Source organism: Burkholderia anthina, assembly GCF_902498995.1.
Classification (GTDB): Bacteria; Pseudomonadota; Gammaproteobacteria; order Burkholderiales; family Burkholderiaceae; genus Burkholderia; species Burkholderia anthina.
This window is the reverse complement of the sequence record NZ_CABVLY010000020.1, coordinates 1-23,004: the sequence shown is the minus strand read 5'-3', so window position 1 is coordinate 23,004 and position 23,004 is coordinate 1. Positions and strand designations below refer to the sequence as shown.

At 65.8% G+C, this 23,004-nt stretch carries 20 protein-coding genes; 1 reads left to right on the top strand and 19 read right to left on the bottom strand.

Annotation, left to right across the window (positions count from 1 at the left end; all coding sequences use genetic code 11):
• Positions 1 to 32 precede the first annotated feature (32 nt).
• The 13 genes from BME24068_RS23625 to rfbB all read right to left on the bottom strand — a co-directional run bounded on the left by BME24068_RS23625 (position 33) and on the right by rfbB (position 16,638).
• Positions 33 to 1,184 carry a glycosyltransferase family 4 protein gene (locus tag BME24068_RS23625; protein ID WP_174927582.1) on the bottom strand — a complete coding sequence of 384 codons (1,152 nt, stop codon included), beginning with the start codon at positions 1,182 to 1,184 and terminating at the stop codon, positions 33 to 35.
• Positions 1,181 to 2,098, bottom strand: coding sequence for an NAD-dependent epimerase/dehydratase family protein (locus tag BME24068_RS23620; protein WP_174927581.1), 918 nt, complete (start codon positions 2,096 to 2,098; stop codon positions 1,181 to 1,183). The genes BME24068_RS23625 and BME24068_RS23620 overlap by 4 nt, the downstream gene beginning before the upstream one ends.
• On the bottom strand, positions 2,076 to 3,110 hold the full coding sequence (gene gmd / locus BME24068_RS23615) for a GDP-mannose 4,6-dehydratase (protein ID WP_096503766.1): 1,035 nt from the start codon (positions 3,108 to 3,110) through the stop codon (positions 2,076 to 2,078). Before gmd ends, BME24068_RS23620 begins: the two co-directional genes overlap by 23 nt.
• Positions 3,111 to 3,190: 80 nt before the next feature.
• Entirely contained in the window at positions 3,191 to 6,835 is a 3,645-nt protein-coding gene (locus BME24068_RS23610; protein ID WP_174927580.1) for a glycosyltransferase family 4 protein, read from the bottom strand.
• Positions 6,835 to 8,292, bottom strand: coding sequence for a class I SAM-dependent methyltransferase (locus BME24068_RS23605; protein ID WP_096503407.1), 1,458 nt, complete (start codon positions 8,290 to 8,292; stop codon positions 6,835 to 6,837). Before BME24068_RS23605 ends, BME24068_RS23610 begins: the two co-directional genes overlap by 1 nt.
• Positions 8,292 to 9,512, bottom strand: a complete 1,221-nt coding sequence (locus tag BME24068_RS23600) for an ABC transporter ATP-binding protein (RefSeq protein WP_174927579.1) — start codon at positions 9,510 to 9,512, stop codon at positions 8,292 to 8,294. The genes BME24068_RS23605 and BME24068_RS23600 overlap by 1 nt, the downstream gene beginning before the upstream one ends.
• The gene (locus tag BME24068_RS23595) at positions 9,512 to 10,306 is read right to left on the bottom strand and encodes an ABC transporter permease (protein WP_096503403.1); all 795 of its coding nucleotides are present in this window, start codon (positions 10,304 to 10,306) and stop codon (positions 9,512 to 9,514) included. The genes BME24068_RS23600 and BME24068_RS23595 overlap by 1 nt, the downstream gene beginning before the upstream one ends.
• Positions 10,306 to 11,751, bottom strand: coding sequence for a mannose-1-phosphate guanylyltransferase/mannose-6-phosphate isomerase (locus BME24068_RS23590; protein WP_174927578.1), 1,446 nt, complete (start codon positions 11,749 to 11,751; stop codon positions 10,306 to 10,308). Before BME24068_RS23590 ends, BME24068_RS23595 begins: the two co-directional genes overlap by 1 nt.
• A gap of 255 nt (positions 11,752 to 12,006) precedes the next feature.
• Positions 12,007 to 13,212, bottom strand: coding sequence for a sulfotransferase family 2 domain-containing protein (locus BME24068_RS23585; RefSeq protein ID WP_174927577.1), 1,206 nt, complete (start codon positions 13,210 to 13,212; stop codon positions 12,007 to 12,009).
• 73 nt (positions 13,213 to 13,285) lie between these two features.
• Complete coding sequence (rfbD, locus tag BME24068_RS23580; protein ID WP_174927576.1) at positions 13,286 to 14,143, bottom strand: dTDP-4-dehydrorhamnose reductase; 858 nt, start codon at positions 14,141 to 14,143, stop codon at positions 13,286 to 13,288.
• Positions 14,136 to 14,687 (bottom strand): dTDP-4-dehydrorhamnose 3,5-epimerase, encoded by a 552-nt coding sequence (gene rfbC, locus BME24068_RS23575; RefSeq protein ID WP_174927575.1) that lies wholly within the window; start codon positions 14,685 to 14,687, stop codon positions 14,136 to 14,138. Before rfbC ends, rfbD begins: the two co-directional genes overlap by 8 nt.
• Entirely contained in the window at positions 14,672 to 15,565 is an 894-nt protein-coding gene (gene rfbA, locus BME24068_RS23570; RefSeq protein WP_174927574.1) for a glucose-1-phosphate thymidylyltransferase RfbA, read from the bottom strand. The genes rfbC and rfbA overlap by 16 nt, the downstream gene beginning before the upstream one ends.
• Positions 15,566 to 15,576: 11 nt before the next feature.
• Entirely contained in the window at positions 15,577 to 16,638 is a 1,062-nt protein-coding gene (gene rfbB, locus BME24068_RS23565; protein ID WP_174927573.1) for a dTDP-glucose 4,6-dehydratase, read from the bottom strand.
• A gap of 344 nt (positions 16,639 to 16,982) precedes the next feature.
• Here rfbB and BME24068_RS23560 point away from each other — a divergent pair, with 344 nt between their 5' ends.
• Complete coding sequence (locus tag BME24068_RS23560; protein ID WP_174927572.1) at positions 16,983 to 17,822, top strand: symmetrical bis(5'-nucleosyl)-tetraphosphatase; 840 nt, start codon at positions 16,983 to 16,985, stop codon at positions 17,820 to 17,822.
• A gap of 30 nt (positions 17,823 to 17,852) precedes the next feature.
• Here the strand turns inward: BME24068_RS23560 and BME24068_RS23555 are convergent, their stop codons facing one another.
• The 6 genes from BME24068_RS23555 to BME24068_RS23530 all read right to left on the bottom strand — a co-directional run bounded on the left by BME24068_RS23555 (position 17,853) and on the right by BME24068_RS23530 (position 22,722).
• Positions 17,853 to 18,710 carry a lysophospholipid acyltransferase family protein gene (locus tag BME24068_RS23555; protein ID WP_174927571.1) on the bottom strand — a complete coding sequence of 286 codons (858 nt, stop codon included), beginning with the start codon at positions 18,708 to 18,710 and terminating at the stop codon, positions 17,853 to 17,855.
• Positions 18,711 to 18,729: 19 nt separating this feature from the next.
• Positions 18,730 to 20,016 (bottom strand): dihydroorotase, encoded by a 1,287-nt coding sequence (locus BME24068_RS23550; RefSeq protein ID WP_174927570.1) that lies wholly within the window; start codon positions 20,014 to 20,016, stop codon positions 18,730 to 18,732.
• A 61-nt stretch (positions 20,017 to 20,077) separates the two neighbouring features.
• Positions 20,078 to 21,109, bottom strand: coding sequence for an aspartate carbamoyltransferase catalytic subunit (locus BME24068_RS23545; RefSeq protein WP_096503383.1), 1,032 nt, complete (start codon positions 21,107 to 21,109; stop codon positions 20,078 to 20,080).
• Between the two features lie 74 nt (positions 21,110 to 21,183).
• Complete coding sequence (gene pyrR, locus BME24068_RS23540; RefSeq protein WP_096503381.1) at positions 21,184 to 21,711, bottom strand: bifunctional pyr operon transcriptional regulator/uracil phosphoribosyltransferase PyrR; 528 nt, start codon at positions 21,709 to 21,711, stop codon at positions 21,184 to 21,186.
• Entirely contained in the window at positions 21,698 to 22,147 is a 450-nt protein-coding gene (gene ruvX, locus BME24068_RS23535) for a Holliday junction resolvase RuvX (RefSeq protein WP_096503379.1), read from the bottom strand. The genes pyrR and ruvX overlap by 14 nt, the downstream gene beginning before the upstream one ends.
• Entirely contained in the window at positions 22,144 to 22,722 is a 579-nt protein-coding gene (locus BME24068_RS23530) for a YqgE/AlgH family protein (RefSeq protein ID WP_034187262.1), read from the bottom strand. The genes ruvX and BME24068_RS23530 overlap by 4 nt, the downstream gene beginning before the upstream one ends.
• Between the last annotated feature and the right edge of the window lie 282 nt (positions 22,723 to 23,004).

The following is a 23,004-nucleotide window of genomic DNA, read 5'->3' as shown; positions in this document are numbered from 1 at the left end:
ACTTCACGCGGTACTCCTCGCAGCAAATTCATTCATGAACGACGCGTCCCGCGCAGGACAGCGTCGTAGACGGCTAGGGTCTGCGCCGCGCAGGCCGGCCAGTTCAGTTCGCGCGCACGCGCAAGCCCGGCTTCGCGCAGCGCGGCGGCCTTGCCCGGTTGCTCGACGATCGCGCGCATCCCGTCGGCGATGTCGCCGGTGCTGGCGGGGTCGACCAGGATCGCCGCGCCGCCCGCGACTTCCGGAACGGACGTCGTATTCGATGCGATCACCGGCAGCCCCGACGCGAACGCCTCGACGACCGGCAGCCCGAAACCCTCGCACAGCGACGCGAACACGAGCGCGGTGGCCGACTGCATCAGTGCACGCACGTCGTGGTCGGGCAGATACTGGAGCCAGCGCACGCTGCCGCTTTCGTCCGCGCCCAGGCGCGCGACGAGCTGGTCGCAGCCCCACCCGGCGCGGCCGACGATAACCAGCGGGATATCGCGACGCAATGCGGCCGGCAGGCTCGCGTGGGCGTCCACCACCCGCTCGAGGTTCTTGCGCGGCTGCAAGGTGCCGACGCACAGGAAGAACTGCTCGGGCAGGCCGAGCCGCTTCCGCACCGCGGCCCGCTCGTCCGAGTCGATCCGCTCGAAGAAGCGCGGATGCACGCCCAGCGGAACGACCGAGATCCGGTCGGGCGCGATGCCGAAATGCTCGACGATTTCGCGCTTCGAATAATCGGAGATCGTGATCACATGATCGGCCCAATGCCCGGAACGCCGCAGCAGCCAGCGGCGCAGCGCGGCCAGGCGAACCGTCGTCCACTCCGGATGCGACAACGGGATGGCATCCATCAGCGTTGCGATCACGGGCGTGCCCGACAGCTTCGGAATCAGGTGATCCGTCGCATGGAAAACGTCGACGCGCTCGGCGCGCAACGCCTGCGTGTCGACCCAGGACCACGGGGTAACGGCGCCGAGCACCGTCGCGACCGCGTGCCCGCCCAGGTTCACGGGCGGCCGGGCGCCCGGAAATGCATCGCTGCCGACGACCGCGCCGAAGCCGGCGGGAACCAGGTCGATCCCGCCGTGCGCCAGCAGCGCCCGCCCCAGTTCACGCGTATACGACCCGATGCCGTCGACACCGCCATGCGCGCTGCTGCGCGCGAGGGCGGTCGTGCCGAAACCGACTTTCACCCCCGCCCTCCGCCAAACATCCAGCGCAGCGTGCTTTCCAGCGGAATGTCCTCGAGCGGCCCGACGGCGGCCTGCAAGCGCGCACCGTCACCCTGCAGCCGGCGTACTTCGTTCGCACGCACGAATGCCGGATTGACACGCACCTCGATCGAATAGCCGGCGATCTGCTCCATCATCGCGATCACCGCCTTCAGCGACACGGCCCGGCCCGAGCACACGTTGAACACGCAGCCGGTCGGTGCCAGCTGAAGCAGGCGCCGATAGGCGTCCACCACGCGCCGAACGTCGGAAAAATCGCGCTCGACGTCGATATTGCCGAGCTCGATCACGCGCTCGCCGCGCTGGAAATGGCCGACGATCTTCGGCAGCAGGAATTGCGGCGACTGGCCGACGCCCGTGTAGTTGAACGGACGCGCGACGACGATCGGCAGCTTGTCGCGCCAAAGACGCGCCATGTATTCCATCGCCAGCTTGCTGACCGCGTAGTCGTTCGCCGGATTCGGTTCGACCGATTCGTCGATGACCTCGACCGCCGCGTTGCCATAGATGTTGGCGCTGCTCGCCAGCAGGACCGCCTTCGGACGGTTCTCCAGGTTCGCGAGCGCCTCCAGCAGGTTGCGCGTGCCGACCACGTTGGTGCGATAGATCGCATCGGCGTCGCCATGCGCGACGAATGCGATCGCGGCCAGATGCGCCACCACGTCAGGCTGCACGTCCGCGACGACCTGCGCGAGCGCGGCGCGGTCGCACAAGTCGACGCGGTACATGTCGGCACCCGTCGCTTCGACGCCGTGCGCGGTGCCGAACACGCGATAGCCGGCCGCACGCAGCGACTGCGCGAGGTAATCGCCGGTAAAGCCGCCGAGCCCCGTCACCAGGGCGCGCGGGGCGTCAGAACGAGAAGCCGCGTTCATTTCGACGCAAATCCGCTTCGACCATCATCGCGCACAGCTCCTCGAGCGTCGTCTTCGGCTCCCAGCCGAGCTTCTGCTTCGCCTTCTCCGGATTGCCGATCAGCAGATCGACTTCGGCCGGGCGATGGAACTTCGGATTGACGCGAACCAGCGTCTTGCCGGTCGCCACATCGACGCCGGTTTCATTCACGTCGCTGCCCTTGAACTCCAGGTCGACGCCCGTCGCCTTGAACGCCATGCGCACGAAATCGCGCACGGTTTCGGTCCGGTTCGTGGCCAGCACGTAGGTGTCCGGCTCGTCGGCCTGCAGCATGCGCCACATCCCTTCGACATATTCCTTCGCGAAGCCCCAGTCGCGCTTCGCGTCCATGTTGCCCAGTTCGAGCACGTCGAGCTGGCCGAGCTTGATCTTCGCGACGGAGTCGGTGATCTTGCGCGTGACGAATTCGCGGCCGCGCAGCGGCGACTCGTGGTTGAACAGGATCCCGCTGCAGCCAAAGATGTCGTAGCTCTCGCGATAGTTCACCGTGATCCAGTGCGCATACAGCTTGGCCACGCCATACGGGCTGCGCGGATAGAACGGCGTCGACTCGATCTGCGGAATCGCCTGCACCTTGCCGAACATCTCCGACGTGCTCGCCTGGTAGAAGCGGATCTTCGGGTTGACGATGCGAATCGCCTCGAGCAGGTTCAGCGGGCCGATCCCGGTGATTTCCGCGGTGGTGACCGGCTGGTCGAACGACACGCCGACGAAGCTCTGCGCGGCCAGGTTGTAGACTTCCGTCGCGCCCGTGGTCTGCAGCAGACGAATGCTCGAGGACAGGTCGGTCAGGTCGTACTCGATCAGATGCAGGTTCGGGTGCTTGGCGATCCCGAGTTCCTCGATGCGCCAGAAGTTGACCGAGCTCGTGCGGCGATAGGTGCCGTAAACGGTATAGCCTTTCTCGAGCAGAATCTGCGCAAGGTAGGCACCGTCCTGACCGGTGATGCCGGTAATAATGGAAGTCTTCATCATCCCCTCAAACTCGTTTCAACAGAACTATTCAATACGCCGGGTCCACGTGAAGCCGGACCGTCGGACTCACCCCGACCCTATATTTTTTCGGTCAGCATCGCCGCGCTCTGCCGCCACGACAGGAACGGCATGCCGGTCGACACCGGAATGGTGCCCGCCGCCTTCCCGGCCAGCCACTCGCGAATCGCACCGGCCAGCGCGGACGCGTCGTTTGCCGTGAAATACGCTGCGTGCTCGCCAGCCACCTCGCGGAAGACCGGAAGGTCGCGCGCCAGGATCGGCACGCCGTGCTGAGCCGCCTCGATCAGCGGCAACCCGAACCCCTCGCCGGTGGACGCCGCGATCAGGCAACCGCTCGCTGCATACACCTTCTCGAGAAACTCGTCGCTGATGCTCTCCAGCCAGAACAGCCGGCGGTCCCGTTCCGTGTGGGACCGCAGCCGGTTCGCCAGATTGTCCATCATCCAGCCTTGCTTGCCGACAATCACGAGATTGGCGTCGACGCCGGCCGCCCACAACTGCTCGAAAGCCTCCAGCACCTGTGCGTGGCCCTTGCGCGGCTCCAGCGTGCCCACCATCAGGAAGCTGGCACGCGCCGCCAGTGCGTCCAGCACGCTCGCCGCGTTTTTCGGCATGCCGGTGGTCGGAACCGAGTTCGCAATATCGGAACCCAGATGGAACCAGTCCAACGCGAACGGACGCTGCCGCGCGATCTTGCGCCCGGCCATCCAGTCCTCGAATTCATCGGCGACCGCCTTCGAAATGCACAGCGCACCGTCGCTTTCGGCGACGACGTCCAGCCAGCGCACGAAGTGGTCGACGACGTGCTGCTCGAAATGGTTGTCCCGTAGCGGCAGCAGATCGTAGACGACGAACTTGACCCGCACGCCCTGCTCGCGCAGGTTCTGATAGAAGCCCGCGTAATGCGGCACGACCGCCGGCGCGAGATCGAGCCCGAGGAACACGTCGCCGGGGCCGTATTCGATCGGGTCGTCGGTCAGCGAATCGTCTTCCTTCCCGAGGAAGCGGGCCATATACGTTCTCGCGTAGCGATACGGCTGGTCGGCAGTCGCATACACCGGCTCGATACGATAGCCTGCGGGCGGCTGCAGCACCCACTCCCGAAGAATGCTGCGCACGACGCGCTGGATGCCGCTGCGCGCATCGCGCTGCACCAGCTCGGAAATATCGACGAGCAACTGGCGCGTGTTCGATACGCCGTCCAGAAGCCGCGACGCGAGCAGCGCCGTGCTGTCTTCCCAGTTCAGCCACGAAATGCTGGTCGGCTTCGGATGCTGGCCGAGCCGGTACAGTTCGAGCCATGCCGCGAGCGCCGTGCCCAGTTCGCCGGCCGAATTCCCGCCGAAATAATAGGCGCCGTCGCCGGCCACCTCGCGGAACACGGGAATGTCCCGCGCGATGACGGGCAGCCCGTAGTACGCGGCTTCGATCAGCGACAGGCCGAAACCCTCGTTGACGCTGGCGGCGACCAGCCCGCTGGCCGCCTTGTACAGGCTGACCAGGTAGTTGTCGTCGACGCCGGCAAGCCAGAACAGACGCTTGCCGAACTCCGGATGCTTGCGCATCTTGTCCGCGAGCGCGTCCATCTTCCATCCCAGGCGCCCGACGAAGGTCAGGCAGACGTCCTGCCCTGCCGCCCACAACGCCTCGACCGCCTCCAGCACCTGCGCCTGGTTCTTGCGCGGCTCGATGGTCGACACGCACAGGAAGCTCGGGCAGCGCTGCATCGCGGCGATCACCGTCGCGGCGTCAGGCGGCAGCCCGCCTTCGACCACGTCCGGGAAATCGACGCCGATGTGCGCCCACGTGCTGCTGAAGTTCGGCGACGTCGGGATGTTCTTGTCGCGAATCCACGCGAGCAGCGCGTCGGAAGTCGCCTTGGAAATGCAGATCGTGCCGTCCGTCGTGGCCATCACGGCCAGCAGCCGTTCGTGCATCGTCTTCAGGTTCGCGTCGAAGAAATACTCCGGGAACTCGATGGGCAGCAGGTCGTAGACCAGGAACTTCACGCACACGCCCTGCTGCCGAAGCTTCTGATAGAAGGCCGCCTGCGCGATCTGCACGGAGTGCTGCATGTCGAGACCGAGGAACACGTCGCCGCGCTGCCATTGCACGTCGCTGTCGCGAATCGATTCGTCCACTGGTGCGCCGAGGAACTTCTGGGTAAAGCGGCGTGCATACCGATACCCGTGGGTCAGCGTCGCATAGACGGGCTCGACGCGATACCCTGCCGGCGGATGCTTGAGCAGGCAGTCGAGGTAGTTGCGGACGACCCGCTGCACGCCGGTGCCCGCATCGTTCTGGCAGAACTCCGACACGTCGACCAGGATCTGCCGGACATAGCCCGTCTTCTCGTTCTGCGCGAGGCATGCCGCGAGCGGAACCAGCATGTTGCGATCCGCCGACCGGGCGGCTTTGGCCGCCACCAGTTCGATCAGGCGCTCCTGGGAACGGGACTGCTCGAGCCACGATGGCCGGGGCGGCGCAGCGAGCTTTTCCCATTCGGCGAACGCCCGGCGGCCCACCGCGTCCCACGAAAATTTGCCGGACTGCACGAGGCCATGCTCGCGCAGCTTCTGGCGGAACGCCGGATCCTCCAGCACCTCGGCCAGCTTGCGCGACATCGCCGGCACATCCATCGGGTCGAACATCGCATCCTGCCAGCCCATGACTTCCGGCAGGCTGCCCGCGTGCGCGCAGATGACGGGCGCACCGCACGCCATCGCCTCGAGCACCGGCAAACCGAATCCTTCGTGCCACGACGGGAAGACGAACGCGTCGCAGATCGCGTATAGCGCGTGCAGATCCGCATCGCTGACGAAGCCCGTGAACTTCAGTTCGGACTCTCCGACGCCGAACTGTGCCGCGTGCTTGTAGAGCTCGGCCTTGACGGATTCCGGGATCTTGCCCACGAACACCAACTGCACCTTCGCACGCAGCGTGCCGGACAGCTGCGAGTACGCCTCGATCAGTCGCGGCAGGTTCTTGCGCTCGTCCGCACCGCCCGTGTACAGCAGGAACGATGCGTTGATCCCGAATTGCCGGCGCAGCCGGTCGGCCTCGGCCGCATCGACGGAGATCGGCTTGAACGAATCCTCGATGGCCGACGACACCGCGATGATCCGCTCGGCCGGATAGTCCAGATACTCGATGCCTTCCTGCCGCGAAAACTCGGAGTTCGCGAGCAGCAGCGCCGCCTTCTGCAAATAGCCGATCTTCCGGTAGTAGTGCCGCGAGGTGACCGGGTGCGGGTCGAGATATCGCTTCGCATGCACGAGCGGAATGAGATCGTGCAGCGTCACGCTGACCGGCGTTGCGTGATCGAGCTGGTCGACGCTGGATACGCCGTAGCCCGTCACGCCTTCGAACAGGCTGCCGACGTGCACGACGTCCGGCCGCAGGCTCGCGAGGAAGGACTCCCAGCTCAGCTCCGCGATTTCCCGGCGCGTGACGTTGTCGTCGATCACTTCCTCGACCGGTCCGATCGCTTGCCAGACGCGAATGTTTTCCTGGGGCAGCAGCCCCTCGAACTCCGCGCGAATCGCTTCAATCGATTCGCGCAGCATGCCGTTCAGGACCAGTACGACCTCGTGCTCGCCGCGCACGCGCGCGACGCCCTTCGCAAAACCCAGTACGTAGCGGCCGATTCCGCGGAATCGGCTTTCTGTCTGCGCACCCTGCATGTCGATAACAATGCGCATCAGTTCTTCTCCTGCTTCAGCCGGTCGAATTCAGCGACCAGGCTCGCGTGAATGCGATTCGCATGCGCGTCCAGATTGTCGATACGGATATGCGTCGACGCGGTGCCGACGGGCTGGCTGGCCGCTGCGGCCGCCACGTACGGCACGAGACGCGCCTTCAGGCCCGGCACGCGATTGAGCACGGCCACCGTGAGCCGGCGCAGCACGGGCTGCCGGTACGCGTAGCGCACCACCCGCTTCACCTGCTGCTTCACGGCCCGCTTGAGCGGCCCGAGTCCCTTGCCGCGCAGGCCGAGGCTCACCCACCGCAGCGGCGCGGTGACGCGCCACGACGTGCTCCGATAGACGGCCTGCAAATGCGCATGGGTCTGCTGGGCCACGGCCTGCTCGTGCTGCGCACGCGCCTCGGCCTCGTGCAGCTTGCTCTCGGCCAGTGCGAGCTGCGCCTCGAGCTGCCGGCACCGATCCTCGACATGCAGCAGTTGCGTATCGACGACCCGCGAGCTGGCCAGCCTGGCCAGTTCCTCGGCATGCTGCGCGCGCGCTTCAACCTCGCGCAGCACTTGCTCCGCCAGCACGCGCTGTTCTTCGGCGAACCTGCTACGATCCTCGGCGAGCTGCAGCCGCCCTTCCGCGAGCCGCAGTTGACCTTCGATGGATTGAAGCCGCGCACCCATCTGCTGCACGCGACCGCCGATCTGCGAAACGTTCGACGTCAGGCGGGTTTCGTAACGCTGGATCAGCGTATCGATCGTCAGCCCGTATTCCGCGCCGAACGCTTCGTCGAACGCGCCCTCGGTCGATTCCACGTTCTTCTGCGCGACGATCGCATAGTCGGGGCTCGCGCCGCGCACGATGTCGAGGAACTGAACCGGTGTCGCGGCATCGCGCAGCTCCGGCGATTCCTGCAGACGAACCACCTTCACGCGATCGAAGCCCGCATGCTCGGCGACGAACGACAGCAACAGCGGCGGAATCGGCTTCTGGTGCGACGGATCCATGTAGAAATTGGTCGTCGCCACCGAGATGTTTTCCGGATTCGGCGTCTCGAGAATCAGCAGGCCGCCCGGCTTCAGCACGCGCAGCGCTTCGGCGACGATCACACCCAGCTGCTCGAAGCTCACGTGTTCGACGACGTGAAACGCCGAGATCAGCGCGTGGCTATCCGATTCGAGCGACGCGAGATACGCGATCGCATCGCCCTGCTGAACCGGCAGCCCGCGCTCGCGACAGGCTTCCAGCATGTCCGCGTCGAGATCGACCCCCATCGGTTCGAAGCCGGCCTCGACCATCAGCTCGAGCCACTCGCCGCGGCCGCACCCCAGGTCGAAGGTCTTCCCGCCCGGATAACGTGCCGCGAGCGGCTGAAAGAAGGGCGAGTAGTTCGTCAGCCGGCTTTTGATCAGCTTGCGCGATCCCCGATACCGATCTTCAAACGCACGATAAAAACTATCCACTATGGCAAGCTCCGCACCGTCGTCGGCAACCAGGCTACGCCGACAAAGTCTTGCATTTTGATGTTGACGACGTTGAACACCAGCGCGCGATCGCGCCACTGGTAGTTGTTGGCAAGATGGGCGTCGCCCGTATGCAGCGCGACCGCGACCGAATAACTGCCGACGCCGAGATTGGCCGTGAATTCAAAGCGCAACTCGATCGTCTGTCCCGCATCGAGACCGACCAGCACCTGCTTCAAGTGATACGTGTTCGTGCCGAACACCGTCTGCCCGAGCCGGTCCTTGATCATGTAGCCGACCACCAGCTCGGGGATCGCCTCCACGCACCGGACCTTGACGCACAATGCGACCGGCTGCCCGACGCCCGCAACCTCGATAGGCTGACCGGACTCGTCCAGCAGCTCGACTGCGTCGATCACGGCCTCGCCGGTGCCGGACACCGTCTGCACCGCGCCGCTCTCGAGCTTCTCCTGCCGGACCTCGTGATCCTTGCGGTCGGCCAGCATCGCGTTGTAGTAGTCCATGACCACTTCCGGCGGCCCTTGCATCTCCAGCCGTCCCGCATTCAGCAGGATCGCGTGATCGCAGATCGCCTGGATCGCCGCCTTGTCGTGCGCGACGATCAGCAGCGTCGTGCCCAGTTTGCGGAACTCGCGGATCCGGTCGAAGCTCTTGTGCTGGAAATACGCATCGCCGACCGACAGCGCCTCGTCGACGATCAGCACGTCGGGCCGGCGCGCGGTCGCGACGCTGAACGCCAGACGCACCTGCATGCCGCTCGAATACACGCGCACCGGCTGGTCGATGTATTCGCCGATTTCGGCGAACGCCTCGATTTCCGGCATCAGCGCGAGCAGCTCGTCGACGGAATAGCCGAGCAGCTGCCCGGCCATCATCACGTTCTGGCGCCCGGTGAAGTCCGGGTGAAACCCCATCCCGAGCTCCAGCAGCGCGGCAACGCGGCCGGTCATGGTCACGCTGCCGACGCTCGGCTGCGTGGTCCCGACGATCATCTTCAGCAGCGTGCTCTTGCCCGCGCCGTTGATGCCGATGATGCCCAGCGCCTCGCCGGCCTTCACCGAGAAGCTCACGTCGCGCAGCACCCAGTGCAGCGTGTGATGCGGCTTGCGGCGCGGGTCCATCCATTCGACGAGACGCGACCAGCGCGTCGGATACTGCTTGTAGGCCTTGCCCAGATTGGTAACGGTAATGGTGCCCATCAGAGTTCATCCACCATTTCGCCCGCATGCTTGCGGAACAGGCTGAAGCCGAGCAGGCACAGGCCGACGCCCAGCGCCGTCACGAACCAGAGCTGCGACCAGTCGGGCCACCTGGCCTGCATCATCACGACCTGGAACGACTCGACCAGCGATGCCATCGGGTTGAACTGCATCCCGGCCTGGATCTGCTTGGGCAGGATGTCGACCGAATAGACGATCGGCGTCAGCCAGAACCAGAAATTCAGCACGATGTTGAAGAACTGCCCGACGTCGCGGAAGAACACGTTCAGCACGCCGAGCGTGATCCCGAGACCGATCGCGAACAGCGTCAGCACGATCAGCAGCGGAATGACGGCCACGAACACCACGCCGGGAAAGTTGCCGGTGACCAGCAGGAACACCACGAACAGCCCGAACACGATCGCGAAGTTGATCAGCGAGTTCGCCACCACGATCACCGGCAGGCACAGCCGGGGAAAATTCAGCTTCTTGATCAGGTTGGCGTTCTCGATGAACGCGTTCTGCGCGCGACTGACGATCTCGACGAACATCCCCCACGGCAGCACGCCCGCGCACAGGTGAATGCTGTACGCGAAGCCGCTGTCGACGCCCGGCAGCCGGGCATGCATCACCCGCGAAAAAATCACCGTATAGACGACGATCATCGCGAGCGGGTTGAGGACCGTCCACGCGGCGCCCAGCAGGGAATTACGGTACTTGGACTGGAATTCCCGCTTGACGCTTCCCAGGATGAAGCCGCGATACGCCCACAGGGCTCTCAGCATGCCCAGCATCAAGCCCGCCCGTACACATCTTGGAAACGAACGATGTCGTCTTCCCCAAGGTATTCGCCGCTCTGCACCTCGATCATCACGAGATCCAGCACGCCCGGATTCTCGAGGCGATGCTTGTGCCCGGCCGGGATGTAGGTGGACTCGTTGGTGCGCACGAAGATTTCGCGGTCACCGTTGACGACCTTGGCCATCCCCGACACGACGATCCAGTGCTCGCTGCGGTGATGGTGCATCTGCAGGCTCAGGCTCGCGCCCGGCTTGACCTCGATGCGCTTGATCTTGAAGCGCGGCCCTTCCTCCAGCACCGTGTAGGTGCCCCACGGCCGGCTCACGGTGCGATGCAGCTTGTACGCATCGTGATTGCGCTTCTTCAGCCGGGCGACGACCTGCTTCACGTCCTGCGCGCGATCGGGATGCGCGACCAGCAACGCGTCCGGCGTATCGATGATCATCAGATCGGCCACGCCGACTGCCGCGACCACGCGATCCGGGCTTTGCACGTAGGTATTGTGGCTATCGACGAAGATCGCATCGCCGACGACACGGTTGCTGTCCTGATCCGGCGCCACCAGGTCGCGCACCGCACCCCAGGAGCCGATGTCGCTCCAGCCGAAGCTGGACGGCACCACCGCGACGTTCGACGAGCGCTCCATCACCGCGTAGTCGATCGAAATGTCGGGCATCTTCTGGAACGATTCGGCCGGAATCTCGAGCATCTGCGCGGTTGCCTTGTCGGCTTGCAGCGACGCCCAGCATGCTTCGGCAGCCGCCGCGACGTCCGGCGCGTGACGGGCCATCTCGTCGAGAATGGCGCCCGCCGCGAAGCAGAACATGCCGGAATTCCACAGATAATTGCCCGTCGCCAGGTATTCGGCGGCCTTCGCCGCATCGGGCTTCTCGACGAAGCGCTGCACGACCCGGCCGTTGCCGATCTGCTCGCCGGCCTCGATATAGCCGAAGCCGGTATCCGGGCACGTCGGCACGATACCGAACGTCACCAGCTTGCCCTGCTTCGCCAGTTCGACCGCGCTTGCAACGGCTGCGGAGAATCCTTGCTGATCCTGCACCAGATGATCGGCCGCGAGCACCAGCATCAGCGCATCGCGCCCGTGCTTTTCCGCCACGTGGTGCGCCGCCATCGCGACGGCGGGCGCCGTGTTCCGGCCGGACGGCTCGAGCATGAATACGCCGGATTGCTGATCGCCGAGCGCCGCGCAGACGAACTCGTCCTTGCTCATGAAGTAGTAGTCGCGGTTCGTGACCGTCAGCAGTTCCGCGCATGCGGACTCGGCATCTTGGCCGACCGCCGCGGCTGCCCGTCGGTACGTCTTCAGCAGCAGGCTCTCGCCGTCGGCAAGCTTCATGAACGGCTTGGGGTGCCCTTCGCGGGAGACGGGCCAAAGCCGCGTGCCGGCACCACCGGACAGGATGACGGGGATTAACATCACATTCACTCCAGATTTAGTATCCGCTGGCGAAGCAAACACCTTCGCCACTTACATCAAACCACCACCGGCGTGCCTGCCGGCCGGTCGCGACCGGCCGGACCAAGCCGGAATTATAGCTGGCGAACTGCCGCCTTCGGAACCGGCCGGGCGCCGGGAACCGCCGCCACGCAAGGCCCGGATGCCTGCGCCGGGCGATCGGGCGGCCCGGCTTGCGCCGGCGGCGACAAAAGCGCCGTACCCGTCGAACGGGCCTTACCGGACGGTCACCTCGACATCGCCGAATGCACCCGACTGACCGTCGTCGAGCCACGCGACGCCTTCCTGAACCAGGGTCAGCCGCAGCACGTAGCGCCCGGCCGCGGCCGGCGCCACGACCGACACCTGCAGATCTTGCGCCTCGCCCGGCATCATGGAGGCCTTCAGCCTCGTTCGTTCGCCGTCGAACACCACGACCTGCGAGCGCGCGCGGTCGAGCCAGTGATACGACGCGTGCACCGGAGTCGGCGCACGGCTGGCCAGTTGAAAGTTCGACCGGTTGGACAAGCGAACGCGCACCGAAAACGACGCGCCCGCGGCAACCGTCGACGGCGCGTCGAGCACCGTCACCGCGATTCCGGCCTTTGCCTGCGCCGAAAGCGGCGCATGCCAGGAATTCTTGCGCAACGTGTCCGATTGTTCGAAACGCTCGATCAGCAACGCGCGAACCATATCGCCATGACGCTCCTCGAACAGTGCGCAACCCCACGCATAGAGTTCCTGGTCCAGGGCGGTCAGTTCGTTGATCGCGTCGACTTCCTCGAACGACAGCCCGTGCATGACCGGCCGGTCCGACGACGTGTTGAGCCGCGGCGTCGCGAACCTCGGACAGAAGTTCATCGAATAGGCGAGCAGGTTCATCGAATCGCGCATGCGCTCGGTGATACCGAAGAACGCGAACGATTCGAGCCGCTTTTTCGCGCGGTCGAGCAACGTCCGGTCGTGCCGGCGCGATGCGTATTCCTTGACCGCCTCGCGACCGTAGCCGATCGGATCGCGCATCAGCTTCTCGTAGTCGAAGTCGGCCGCGAGAAAGAGGGTCTGCGTATTGACGATGTCCCAGTTCGTTTCAGGATCCCGAACGAAATCCAGCAACGACCACTTCTCGTCGTTCATCCGCCGATGACGATACGTATCGTCGTGGCGCTGCGCATGCAGATACCACGACACCGTTCGCTGCACCGGATCCCGCAGCATCGTGAGGTGGGTCAGGTTTCGTCCGACGAACGACTCGATGCCGTGCCAGTGATGCCCGCGAAACAGCCGGTACCTGTCAACGGATTCCCGCGGCAGCGCGAACAGTTCCTCGAGGACCTGCGCCGGGCACACGTCTTCCCTGTCGTACTGATCCTCGAGGAAAGAAATGAGCGACGATCCCCCCGTTTTGGGAATATGAAGGAAATAAACCGGATCCGTATGCATTGTCACCAATCGAAAATGAGAGTCGCGGCAAAACCGCCCAGCCCGCGCCCGTCGTACACCCCCAACCCTTGAATCACCCGGTCAGACACAGTTGCAGCGCATCGCGCCAGTCCGGCATCCGCAGACCAAACGTCCCGGTCAGCTTGTCCAGCGCCAGCCTCGAATTGGCCGGTCGCTTCGCCGGCGTCGGGTAGTCGCTCGACGCGATCGGCGCAACCGTCGGCGTGCATCCGGCCATCGCGGTCGCGAAGATCGCGTCGGCAAAGCCGCACCACGAAGTCGCACCGGCCGACGCGAGGTGATAGATGCCCGTGCAACGCGCCCACCAGTGCGCGTCGGCTGCCGCCGCGCCCTGCGCGACGATGTGTGCCGTAGCTGCGGCAATGGTGTTCGCCCAGGTCGGTGCACCGACCTGATCGGCGACGATGTTCAACGCCTGGCGCTCGGCGCCGAGCTTGAGCATCGTCTGCAGGAAATTCCTGCCGCGCCGGCCGTACACCCAGCTCGTGCGCAGAATCAGATGCGCGCAGCCGGCGGCCGCGATCGCCTGCTCGCCTTCCAGCTTCGTCGCGCCATACACGTTCACGGGATTCGTCGCATCGCTTTCCGTGTACGGGCGCGCCTGCGTGCCGTCGATACGCGCCAGTTCTTCCGCGAACACGCTCGGCACGTCGGCATTCAGCCGCCGTGCCGCGTCGATGTCGGTCTCGGCCTTGTCCACCGCGGTATACGCGGCCGGGTTCACGATCAGCGACGGTTTCAGCTCGCGCACGACGGCCCGCACGCGATCGAGATCGGACAGGTCGAGCATCGACCTGTCGCACGGCACCACGCGGCCGAGCCCCTGCAGCGTGCGCAGCAACTCGAATCCGATCTGGCCGTTCACCCCCGTCACGAGGATCGTCGGCTGACGATGGCCGCCGTCACGCATAGACTTCGGCCTCGTTCAGCGGCTTGCCCGCCGCATCCTTCGCCGCCAGCACCGGCTCGCCGTCGAACGGCCATTGAATGCCGATCTCCGGATCGTTCCACACAATGCTGCGCTCGTGCTCGGGAAACCAGTAGTCGGTCGTCTTGTACAGGAACTGCGCCGCCTCCGACAGCACCACGAAGCCGTGCGCGAAGCCGGGCGGCACCCACAGCTGACGATGGTTGTCGGCCGACAGCGTCACGCCGACCCACTTGCCGAAATTCGGCGAACTGCGCCGGATGTCGACCGCGACGTCGAACACTTCGCCCTCGACCACGCGCACGAGTTTGCCCTGCGCGTGTTCGATCTGGTAATGCAGCCCGCGCAGCACGCCCTTCGCCGAACGCGAATGGTTGTCCTGCACGAATTCGACGCCGGTTTCGACGAGTTCCGCGAATTCGCGGCCGTTGAAGCTCTCGTAGAAGTAGCCGCGCGCGTCGCCGAACACCTTCGGCTCGATGATCCTGACTTCAGGAAGCGCCGTTGCCGTTACCTGGATAGCCATGCGACCTGATTCGTCAGAAGGTTCCGGAGATACTGCCCGTAAGCATTCTTCGACAGCGGTTGCGCAAGCTTCAGCACTTGCTCTTCGTCGATCCAGCGCTTGCGGTACGCAATCTCCTCGGGACACGCGACCATGAGCCCCTGCCGCTTCTGCAGCGTCGCGATAAAGCCTGCCGCCTCGATCAGCGAATCGTGCGTGCCGGTGTCGAGCCATGCATAACCGCGCCCCATGATCTCGACGTTCAGCGCGCCGTCCGCGAGATAGCGCGAATTGACGTCGGTGATTTCGAGTTCGCCGCGCGGCGACGGCTTGATGTCGGCCGCGATGTCGCACACGCGGTTGTCGTAGAAGTAGAGACCGGTGACGGCGTAGTGCGAACGCGGTTTCGCCGGCTTCTCCTCGATCGACAGCGCGCGGAATTCGTCGTCGAACTCGACGACGCCGTAACGCTCCGGATCGTGCACGTGATACGCGAACACCGTCGCGCCCGCGTCCTGTGCGTCCGCGCGCTCGAGCTGCTTCGCGAGATCGTGCCCGTAGAAAATGTTGTCGCCGAGGATCAGCGCCGACGGATCGTTGCCGACGAAATCGCGGCCGATCGTGAACGCCTGCGCGAGACCATCCGGCGACGGTTGCACCGCGTACCGGATGTTCATCCCCCACTGGCTGCCGTCGCCGAGCATCGATTCGAAGCGCGGCGTGTCCTGCGGTGTCGAGACGATCAGTACGTCGCGGATGCCGGCGATCATCAGCGTCGACAGCGGGTAATAAATCATCGGCTTGTCGTACACCGGCAGCAACTGCTTCGACACTGCATGCGTGATCGGATACAGCCGGGTGCCGGAGCCGCCCGCGAGAACGATGCCTTTACGTGCCATGACGTCAGTCCTCAAGCGCGCTGCGCATAGTTCGTCTCGACCCACTTCCGGTACTCGCCGGACAAGACTTCGTCGACCCAGCCCTGGTTGCCGAGATACCAGTCGACCGTCTTCGCGAGGCCGGTCTCGAACGTCTCGGCGGGCTTCCAGCCGAGTTCGCGCTCGAGCTTGCGCGCATCGATTGCGTAGCGGCGATCGTGGCCGGGACGGTCCGTCACATAGGTGATCTGGTCGCGATACGAACCGGCTGCCTTCGGACGCGCCTGGTCGAGCAGGTCGCACAGCGTGTGCACGACCTCGAGGTTCTTCTTCTCGTTCCAGCCGCCGACGTTGTACGTTTCGCCGAGTTCGCCGCGCGCGAGCACTTCGCGAATCGCGCTGCAGTGGTCGCCGACGTACAGCCAGTCGCGCACGTTCTGGCCGTCGCCGTACACGGGCAGCGACTTGCCGGCGAGCGCGTTCGCGATCATCAGCGGAATCAGCTTCTCGGGGAACTGGTACGGACCGTAGTTGTTCGAGCAGTTCGTGGTCAGCGTCGGCATGCCGTACGTGTGATGATAGGCGCGCACGAGATGATCGGAACCGGCCTTCGTCGCCGAGTACGGGCTGTTGGGCGCATACGGCGTCGTTTCGGAGAACTGCGGATCGGTCGACGACAGCGAACCGAACACTTCGTCGGTGGAAACGTGCAGGAAGCGGAACGCGCTCTTGCCCGCGGCATCGAGATCGTTCCAGTACGCGCGGGCGGCTTCGAGCAGCGTAAAGGTACCGACGACATTGGTCTGAACAAAATCGGCCGGGCCGTGGATCGAGCGATCGACATGACTCTCGGCGGCGAAATGCACGACGGCGCGCGGCTGGTGTTCGTCGAACAGCGCGCGCAGCGCGGCGCCGTCGCAAATATCGACACGCGCGAACACGTGCTTCGGACTCCCGTCGAGCGACTGCAGCGTGCGGAGGTTGCCCGCATAGGTCAACTTGTCGACATTGAGCACGGCTTCGTCGGATCGACGCAGCCAGTCGAGTACGAAGTTGGCACCGATAAAACCCGCGCCGCCCGTCACCAGGATCATGAGGCTCCCTTAAGTCATACACGGCAGGCCTCGAGCACGTGCCGCCACAGATTCTGAAAGCGACGACGCCAGCTTGCGCGTCACTCAAGGCGGGAATTCTAACTGTTCACCGAGATCGCCAAAGTCATGAAATGCTAATTTTGTTAAGGAAGCGTCGATTATAGGAAGCGGTATTGCGCAAAAGCCATGCCGCTAACAACTTGAAACAGTGCTCCGAACCCGAAGACCCATCAAAACTTCTTGCCAAATCAATAGGTTAAACTGTCAGACGACGGCACATACGGCTGCCCTGCCGCCATGCCCGCTTTTCACTCGGCAATAGGTTTTGTAACAACTTTCCGCTCATGACCCGCACCCCCATCGCCATTGGCGACATTCAAGGCTGTCATTCTGCTTTCCAGTCGCTGTTCGAAGAGCTTTCAGCCCCGGCCGATACGCCTTTCTGGATCGCGGGCGACGTCGTCAACCGCGGACCGGGCTCGCTCGCCGCACTGCGCGCGCTCGTCGACCTGGGTCCGCGCGCGACCGTCGTGCTCGGCAATCACGATCTCCATCTGCTCGCGGTATCCGCAGGCATTCGTGCCGAACGCCCGGGCGATACCATCGGCGAGATCCTCGACGCACCCGATGCCGACGCGCTGCTCGACTGGGTTCGTCATCGTCCGTTCGCGCACTTCGAACACGCAATGCTGATGGTCCATGCAGGCGTGCTGCCGCAATGGGACGCCACGCTCGCGCTCGAACTCGCGGACGAACTGCAGCGTGCACTGCGCGCGCCCGACTGGCGCGACACGCTGCGGCAGCTATACGGCAACGAGCCGAATCGATGGAGCCCGGATCTGAAGAAGCGCGACCGGATGCGCGTCGCGTTCAACGCATTCACGCGCTTGCGGTTCTGCACGCCGGACGGTGCGATGGAGTTCAAGGCGAATGGCGGCCCCGACAGCGCGCCGCCCGGCTACCTGCCGTGGTTCGACGTACCCGGTCGCCGCACGCAGGACGTGACGGTCGTGTTCGGCCACTGGGCCGCACTCGGCCTGATGCTGCGCGACAATGTCGTCGCGCTGGATTCGGGATGCGTATGGGGGAATCAGTTGTCGGCCGTGCGACTGACGGCCGATCCGGCACAGCGTACGGTCACGCAGGTGCAGTGCGAAGCGTGCCGCTCGCCGGGCGGCGAGTAGCCCGCGCAGCTCGCGCTGCGCAACGACGCTTCAGCTCTCGCGCCCCGGCACCGGTTCGTCGGTCGCCGCGTCGTGCGGCGCACCGGCGCCGACTTCAGTCGCCGGATAGGCATGCGCCTCCAGCTCCGCGAGCGACTCGGGCGACGGCTTGCCGACCTTCGCCTGCAACGTCTCGAGCGCGGCCGCGATCGCGTCGCGCGCGGCGGCGGACGTGGTGCGGCGATCGCCGCCCGGCGGAATCGGATCGCACACGTACAGATGCACGATCAGCGGGCCGCCGCGCAACACCATGTCGAGCGACTTCCCGAGCGACAGGTCGCCCGTATAAGCCGGCGCGACCGACTGCCGCTGCTGCGCGTCCTCGTACATCAGGCAGACCGGCTGCACCGCGCAGCCGGCCGACACAGCCGACTGGAACAGGTTCGCATGGAACGGCAGCAGCGCCTGCCCGTCCGACGTCGTGCCCTCCGGGAACACGCACATCAAGCCGCCGTGGCGCAGGCGCTCGGCCATCTCGTGCATGATCCGCATCGCTTCGGTGCGCTTTTCACGCTGCAGGAACACGGTATCGAGCTTCTCGGCGAGCCAGCCGACGACCGGCCACTGCCGCACCTCCGCCTTCGACACGAACGGCGTCGGCCGCCACGCATTGATCGCGTAGATATCGAGCCACGACACGTGATTGCCGACCACGAGCGCGCTCGCATCGAGCCGCGCACCGTCGTTGTGGACGACGATGCGCATCCCGCAGATCCGCAACATCCTGACCGACCAGCGACGCGTCATCTCGGCGCGCCGCGCGGGCGTCACGCGCGAAAAGCACAGCGCGACGGTCGCCATGCCGCGCAGCAGGTGAACAACGAGTCGCAGCTTGCGAAGAGCGATCATGGCGAAGATCCGGCGTGGTTCAGTGGCGCTCGAACGCGACCTGCCCCGCCACGAGCGTCGCACGCACGCAGCCGGGCAGCTCGTAGCCGAGGAACGGCGAGTTGTGGCCCTGGCTCTTCAGCGCGCGCGGCTCCACGCGCCAGTGCGCGCGCGGGTCGAACACGCACAGGTCGGCCACGCTGCCTTCGGCGAGACGGCCGGCCGGCAGCTGCAGCACGTCGGCCGGTGCGGCCGTGATGCGGCGCAGCGCCTGCGCGAGCGGCGTGCCGGTTTCGTCGGCCCACTTCACGGTGAGCGACAGCAGCAGTTCGAGGCCCGTTGCGCCGGGCGTCGCTTCGGCGAACGGCAGCAGCTTCTCGTCGTCGTCGACCGGCGTGTGATCGGAGCAGATCGCATCGATCGTGCCGTCGGCGAGCGCCGCGCGGATCGCTTCGCGATCGCGCTCGCTGCGCAGCGGCGGGTCGAGCCGGAACTGCGAATCGAAGTAGCCGATATCGACGTCGATCAGATGCACGTGATTCACGCCGACGTCGCACGTCACGGGCAGCCCTTCGGCCTTCGCCTCGCGCACGAGCGCGAGACCGGCCGCCGACGACAGGCGTGCGAGGTGCACGCGCGCGCCCGTCACGCGCATCAGTTCGAAGATGGTGTGCAGCGCGATCGTCTCGGCGGCGACCGGCACGCCGGACAGCCCGAGCCGCGACGCGAGCGCGCCGCTCGCGGCAACGCCGCCGCGGCCGATGAACGCGTCGAGCGGACGCAGCCACGTCGTGTAGCCGTAGGTGCTCGCGTACTGCAGCGCGCGCAGCAGCACCTGCGTGTCGCGCACCGGCACGTTCGCATGCGTGAAGCCGACGCAGCCCGATTCGGTCAGCGCGACCATCTCGGTGATCACCTCGCCCTTGAGGCCGACGGTAAGCGCGCCGAGCGGATGCACGTTCGCCTGGTGCAGGTTGCGCGCGCGGAACTTGAGCATTTCGACGAGGCCCGGCTCGTCGAGCACGGGGTCGGTGTCCGGCGGGCACACGAGGGTCGTGACGCCGCCCGCGACGGCCGCGGCCATCTCGGACGCGAGCGTCGCCTTGTGCTCGTAGCCCGGCTCGCGCAGCCGCGCGCACAGGTCGACGAGGCCGGGGGCGACGATCAGCCCCGCCGCGTCGATCGTCTTGTCCGCGTTGAAACCGGCCGGCGCCGTACCGGCCGCCGCGAGCGCGGCGATCTTGCCGTCCGCGACGAATACGTCGGCCTGCCGTTCGGTGCCGGCGACCGGGTCGATCAGCGTGCCGCCTTGGATATGAATCTTCATGCGCTGTCTGTGAATGCGTTGATTGCGTTGAATGCCTGAACAAGGATGCGCGAAAGCGGGCTCAGTCGCTGTTGCCGGCGACGATGCCCATCACCGCCATCCGCACGGCGATGCCGAACGTGACCTGGTTGAGGATCACCGATTGCGGGCCGTCGGCGACCTGCGAATCGATCTCGACGCCGCGGTTCATCGGGCCCGGGTGCATCACGATCGCGTCGGGCGCGGCGAGCGCGAGGCGCTCGGGCGTCAGGCCCCAGGTCTTGAAATACTCCTGCGCGGACGGCAGCAGCGCGCCGCTCATCCGCTCGTTCTGCAGGCGCAGCATGATGATCACGTCGACGCCCTTCAGCCCTTCGTCGAGGTTGTGGAACACCTTCACGCCCATCTGCTCGAGACCGCCCGGCAGCAGCGTGCGCGGGCCGATCGCACGCACTTCCGGCACGCCGAGCGTGGTGAGCGCGTGGATGTCCGAGCGCGCGACGCGTGAATGCAGGATGTCGCCGACGATCGCCACGCGCAGCTTCGTGAAGTCGCGCTTGTAGTGGCGGATCGTGTACATGTCGAGCAGGCCCTGCGTCGGGTGCGCATGGCGGCCGTCGCCGGCGTTGATCACGTGCACGTGCGGCGCGCAGTGCTCGGCGATCAGGTACGGTGCGCCGCTCGACGCGTGACGCACGACGAACAGGTCGGCATGCATCGCCGACAGGTTGTTGATCGTGTCGAGCAGCGACTCGCCCTTGCTCGTCGACGACGCATTGATGTTCAGGTTCAGCACGTCGGCCGACAGGCGCGTCGCGGCAATCTCGAAGGTCGTGCGCGTGCGCGTCGAGTTCTCGAAGAACAGGTTGAACACCGACTTGCCGCGCAACAGCGGCACCTTCTTCACCTCGCGGTCCGTCACGCTGACGAACTGCTCGGCCGTATCGAGAATATGGTTGACGATCGAGCGCGGCAGCCCCTCGATCGACAGCAGGTGTTTCAGCTCGCCGTTTTTCGTGAGCTGCGGGTTGCCCTTCAGGAAACCGTAGCGGAACCGCTCGGGGCTCGCGGCCGTCGCGGGATTGCCGGTGCGGCCAGTGGTGTCGGTGGTCATGGTGTGCGTGATTCCAACTATGCAAACGGGCCGCGGCGTGAACCGGCGGCCCGGGATACGGTTTCGCGATTCGCTCAGGCGCCGCGCGCCTCGCTGTGGGCCTCGATATGCAGCGTGAGCTGCGCGGCTTCGTCGCGCGCGAGCACGAGCGTCGCATCGGCCGGCACGTCGAGCGTGCCGCCCGCGAAGCGCGCGGCAACCGGCAGCTCGCGGCCGCCGCGATCGGCGAGCACCGCCAGCTCGACCGCGGCCGGACGGCCGTAGTCGAATAGCTCGTTGAGCGCGGCGCGCACCGTGCGGCCGGTGTACAGCACGTCGTCGACGAGCACGATGCGCGCGCCGTCGACCTCGAACGGCAGCGCCGTCGGGCTCGCCTGGCTGTGCAGCCCCTTCTTCGCGTAGTCGTCGCGATGCAGCGCGACGTTCACGACGCCGAACGCCGGCGCGCCGAGATCGCGCGCGAGGCGCTCGGCGAGCCATGCGCCGCCGCTGTAAATGCCGGCGAGGCGCGGGCCGCCCGGTTCGGCGAAGGCCGTGCCGTATGCGCCGCGGATCTGGTCGAGCAGGACGCGATAGAGCGCGTCGGCATCAATGGTGCTCATGGTCGGACAATTGATCGAGATACTGTTGAAGGATGACGCGCGCGGCTTCCGCATCGAGGATCTCGGCCCGCGCGCGGCCGCGCACGTTGCGCTCGCGCAGCCCGGCCTCGGCCTCGACCGACGAATAGCGCTCGTCGACCCACGTGACGGGCAGCCCGAAGCGGCCGTTCAGCTGGTTGCCGAAGCGCTTGGCCTGCTGCGTCATCTCGTGCGGCGTGCCGTCCGGATGCATCGGCAGCCCGACGACGAGCGCGTCCGGCCGCCATTCGGCCAGCAGTTCGCCGACCGCGTTGAAGCGGTGCTCACGATTCAGGTTGGGAATCACGACGAGCGCCCGGGCCGAGCGCGTCAGCGCATTGCCGATCGCGACGCCGATCCGTTTCTCGCCGTAGTCGAACGCCAGGAGCGTCGCATCGCGCGCGCTCGCGCCACTCATGCGTGCCCTGCTTCGCCGGACAGCATCGACGAGCTGACGCCGAGCAGGCCGAGCGCGGCTTCGAAGCGCTCCTCGGCCGGCGTGTCGAACACGATGCGGGGATCGGCGGCCACGGTCAGCCAGCCGTTGCGGGAAATCTCTTCCTCGAGCTGCCCTGCCCCCCAGCCCGCATGGCCGAGCGTCAGCAGGAAACGTTTCGGGCCGGTGCCCGTCGCGACCGCCTCGAGCACGTCCTTCGACGTCGTCATTTCGAGCCCGCCGTCGACCGACATCGACGAGTTGTAGTTCGCGCCCTCGACCGGCTCGTGCAGCACGAAGCCGCGCTCGGTCTGGACCGGGCCGCCGAAGTACACGGGAATGTGCAGCAGCGGCTCGATGTCGAGCTTCAGGTCGATGCGGTTGAACAGCGATTCGAGATCGATGTCGGTGGGACGATTGATGACGAGGCCGAGCGCACCGCGCTCGCTGTGATCGCAAAGATAGACCACCGTTCCCGAAAACGTCGGATCCGCCATGTTCGGCATGGCGATCAGGAACTGGTTGGTGAGATTGATGCGATCGGAAGGCTTTGACATGGTTTGAATTTTAGCAAAGACGCCGCGACCTGACCGGGCCGCGATCAACAAGCAACGCCGCGCGACGCTGGCAACGACGCGCGCGGATCACACGGCACTCTAACACGCGCGCGGGCGCTGTCGGCAGCGTGTTGCCGGCCCGCGCGACAAGGGCTGCCGCCGTGCAGGCGCCCCGCTGCGGGTCAGGCCCGGTCGAGCGCCGCGCCGAGCGCGCCGGACGCCGCGGTCAGGTCCGGCGGCGCGACGCCCGCCGCGATCTTCAGCAGCGCGGCGCGCAGCATG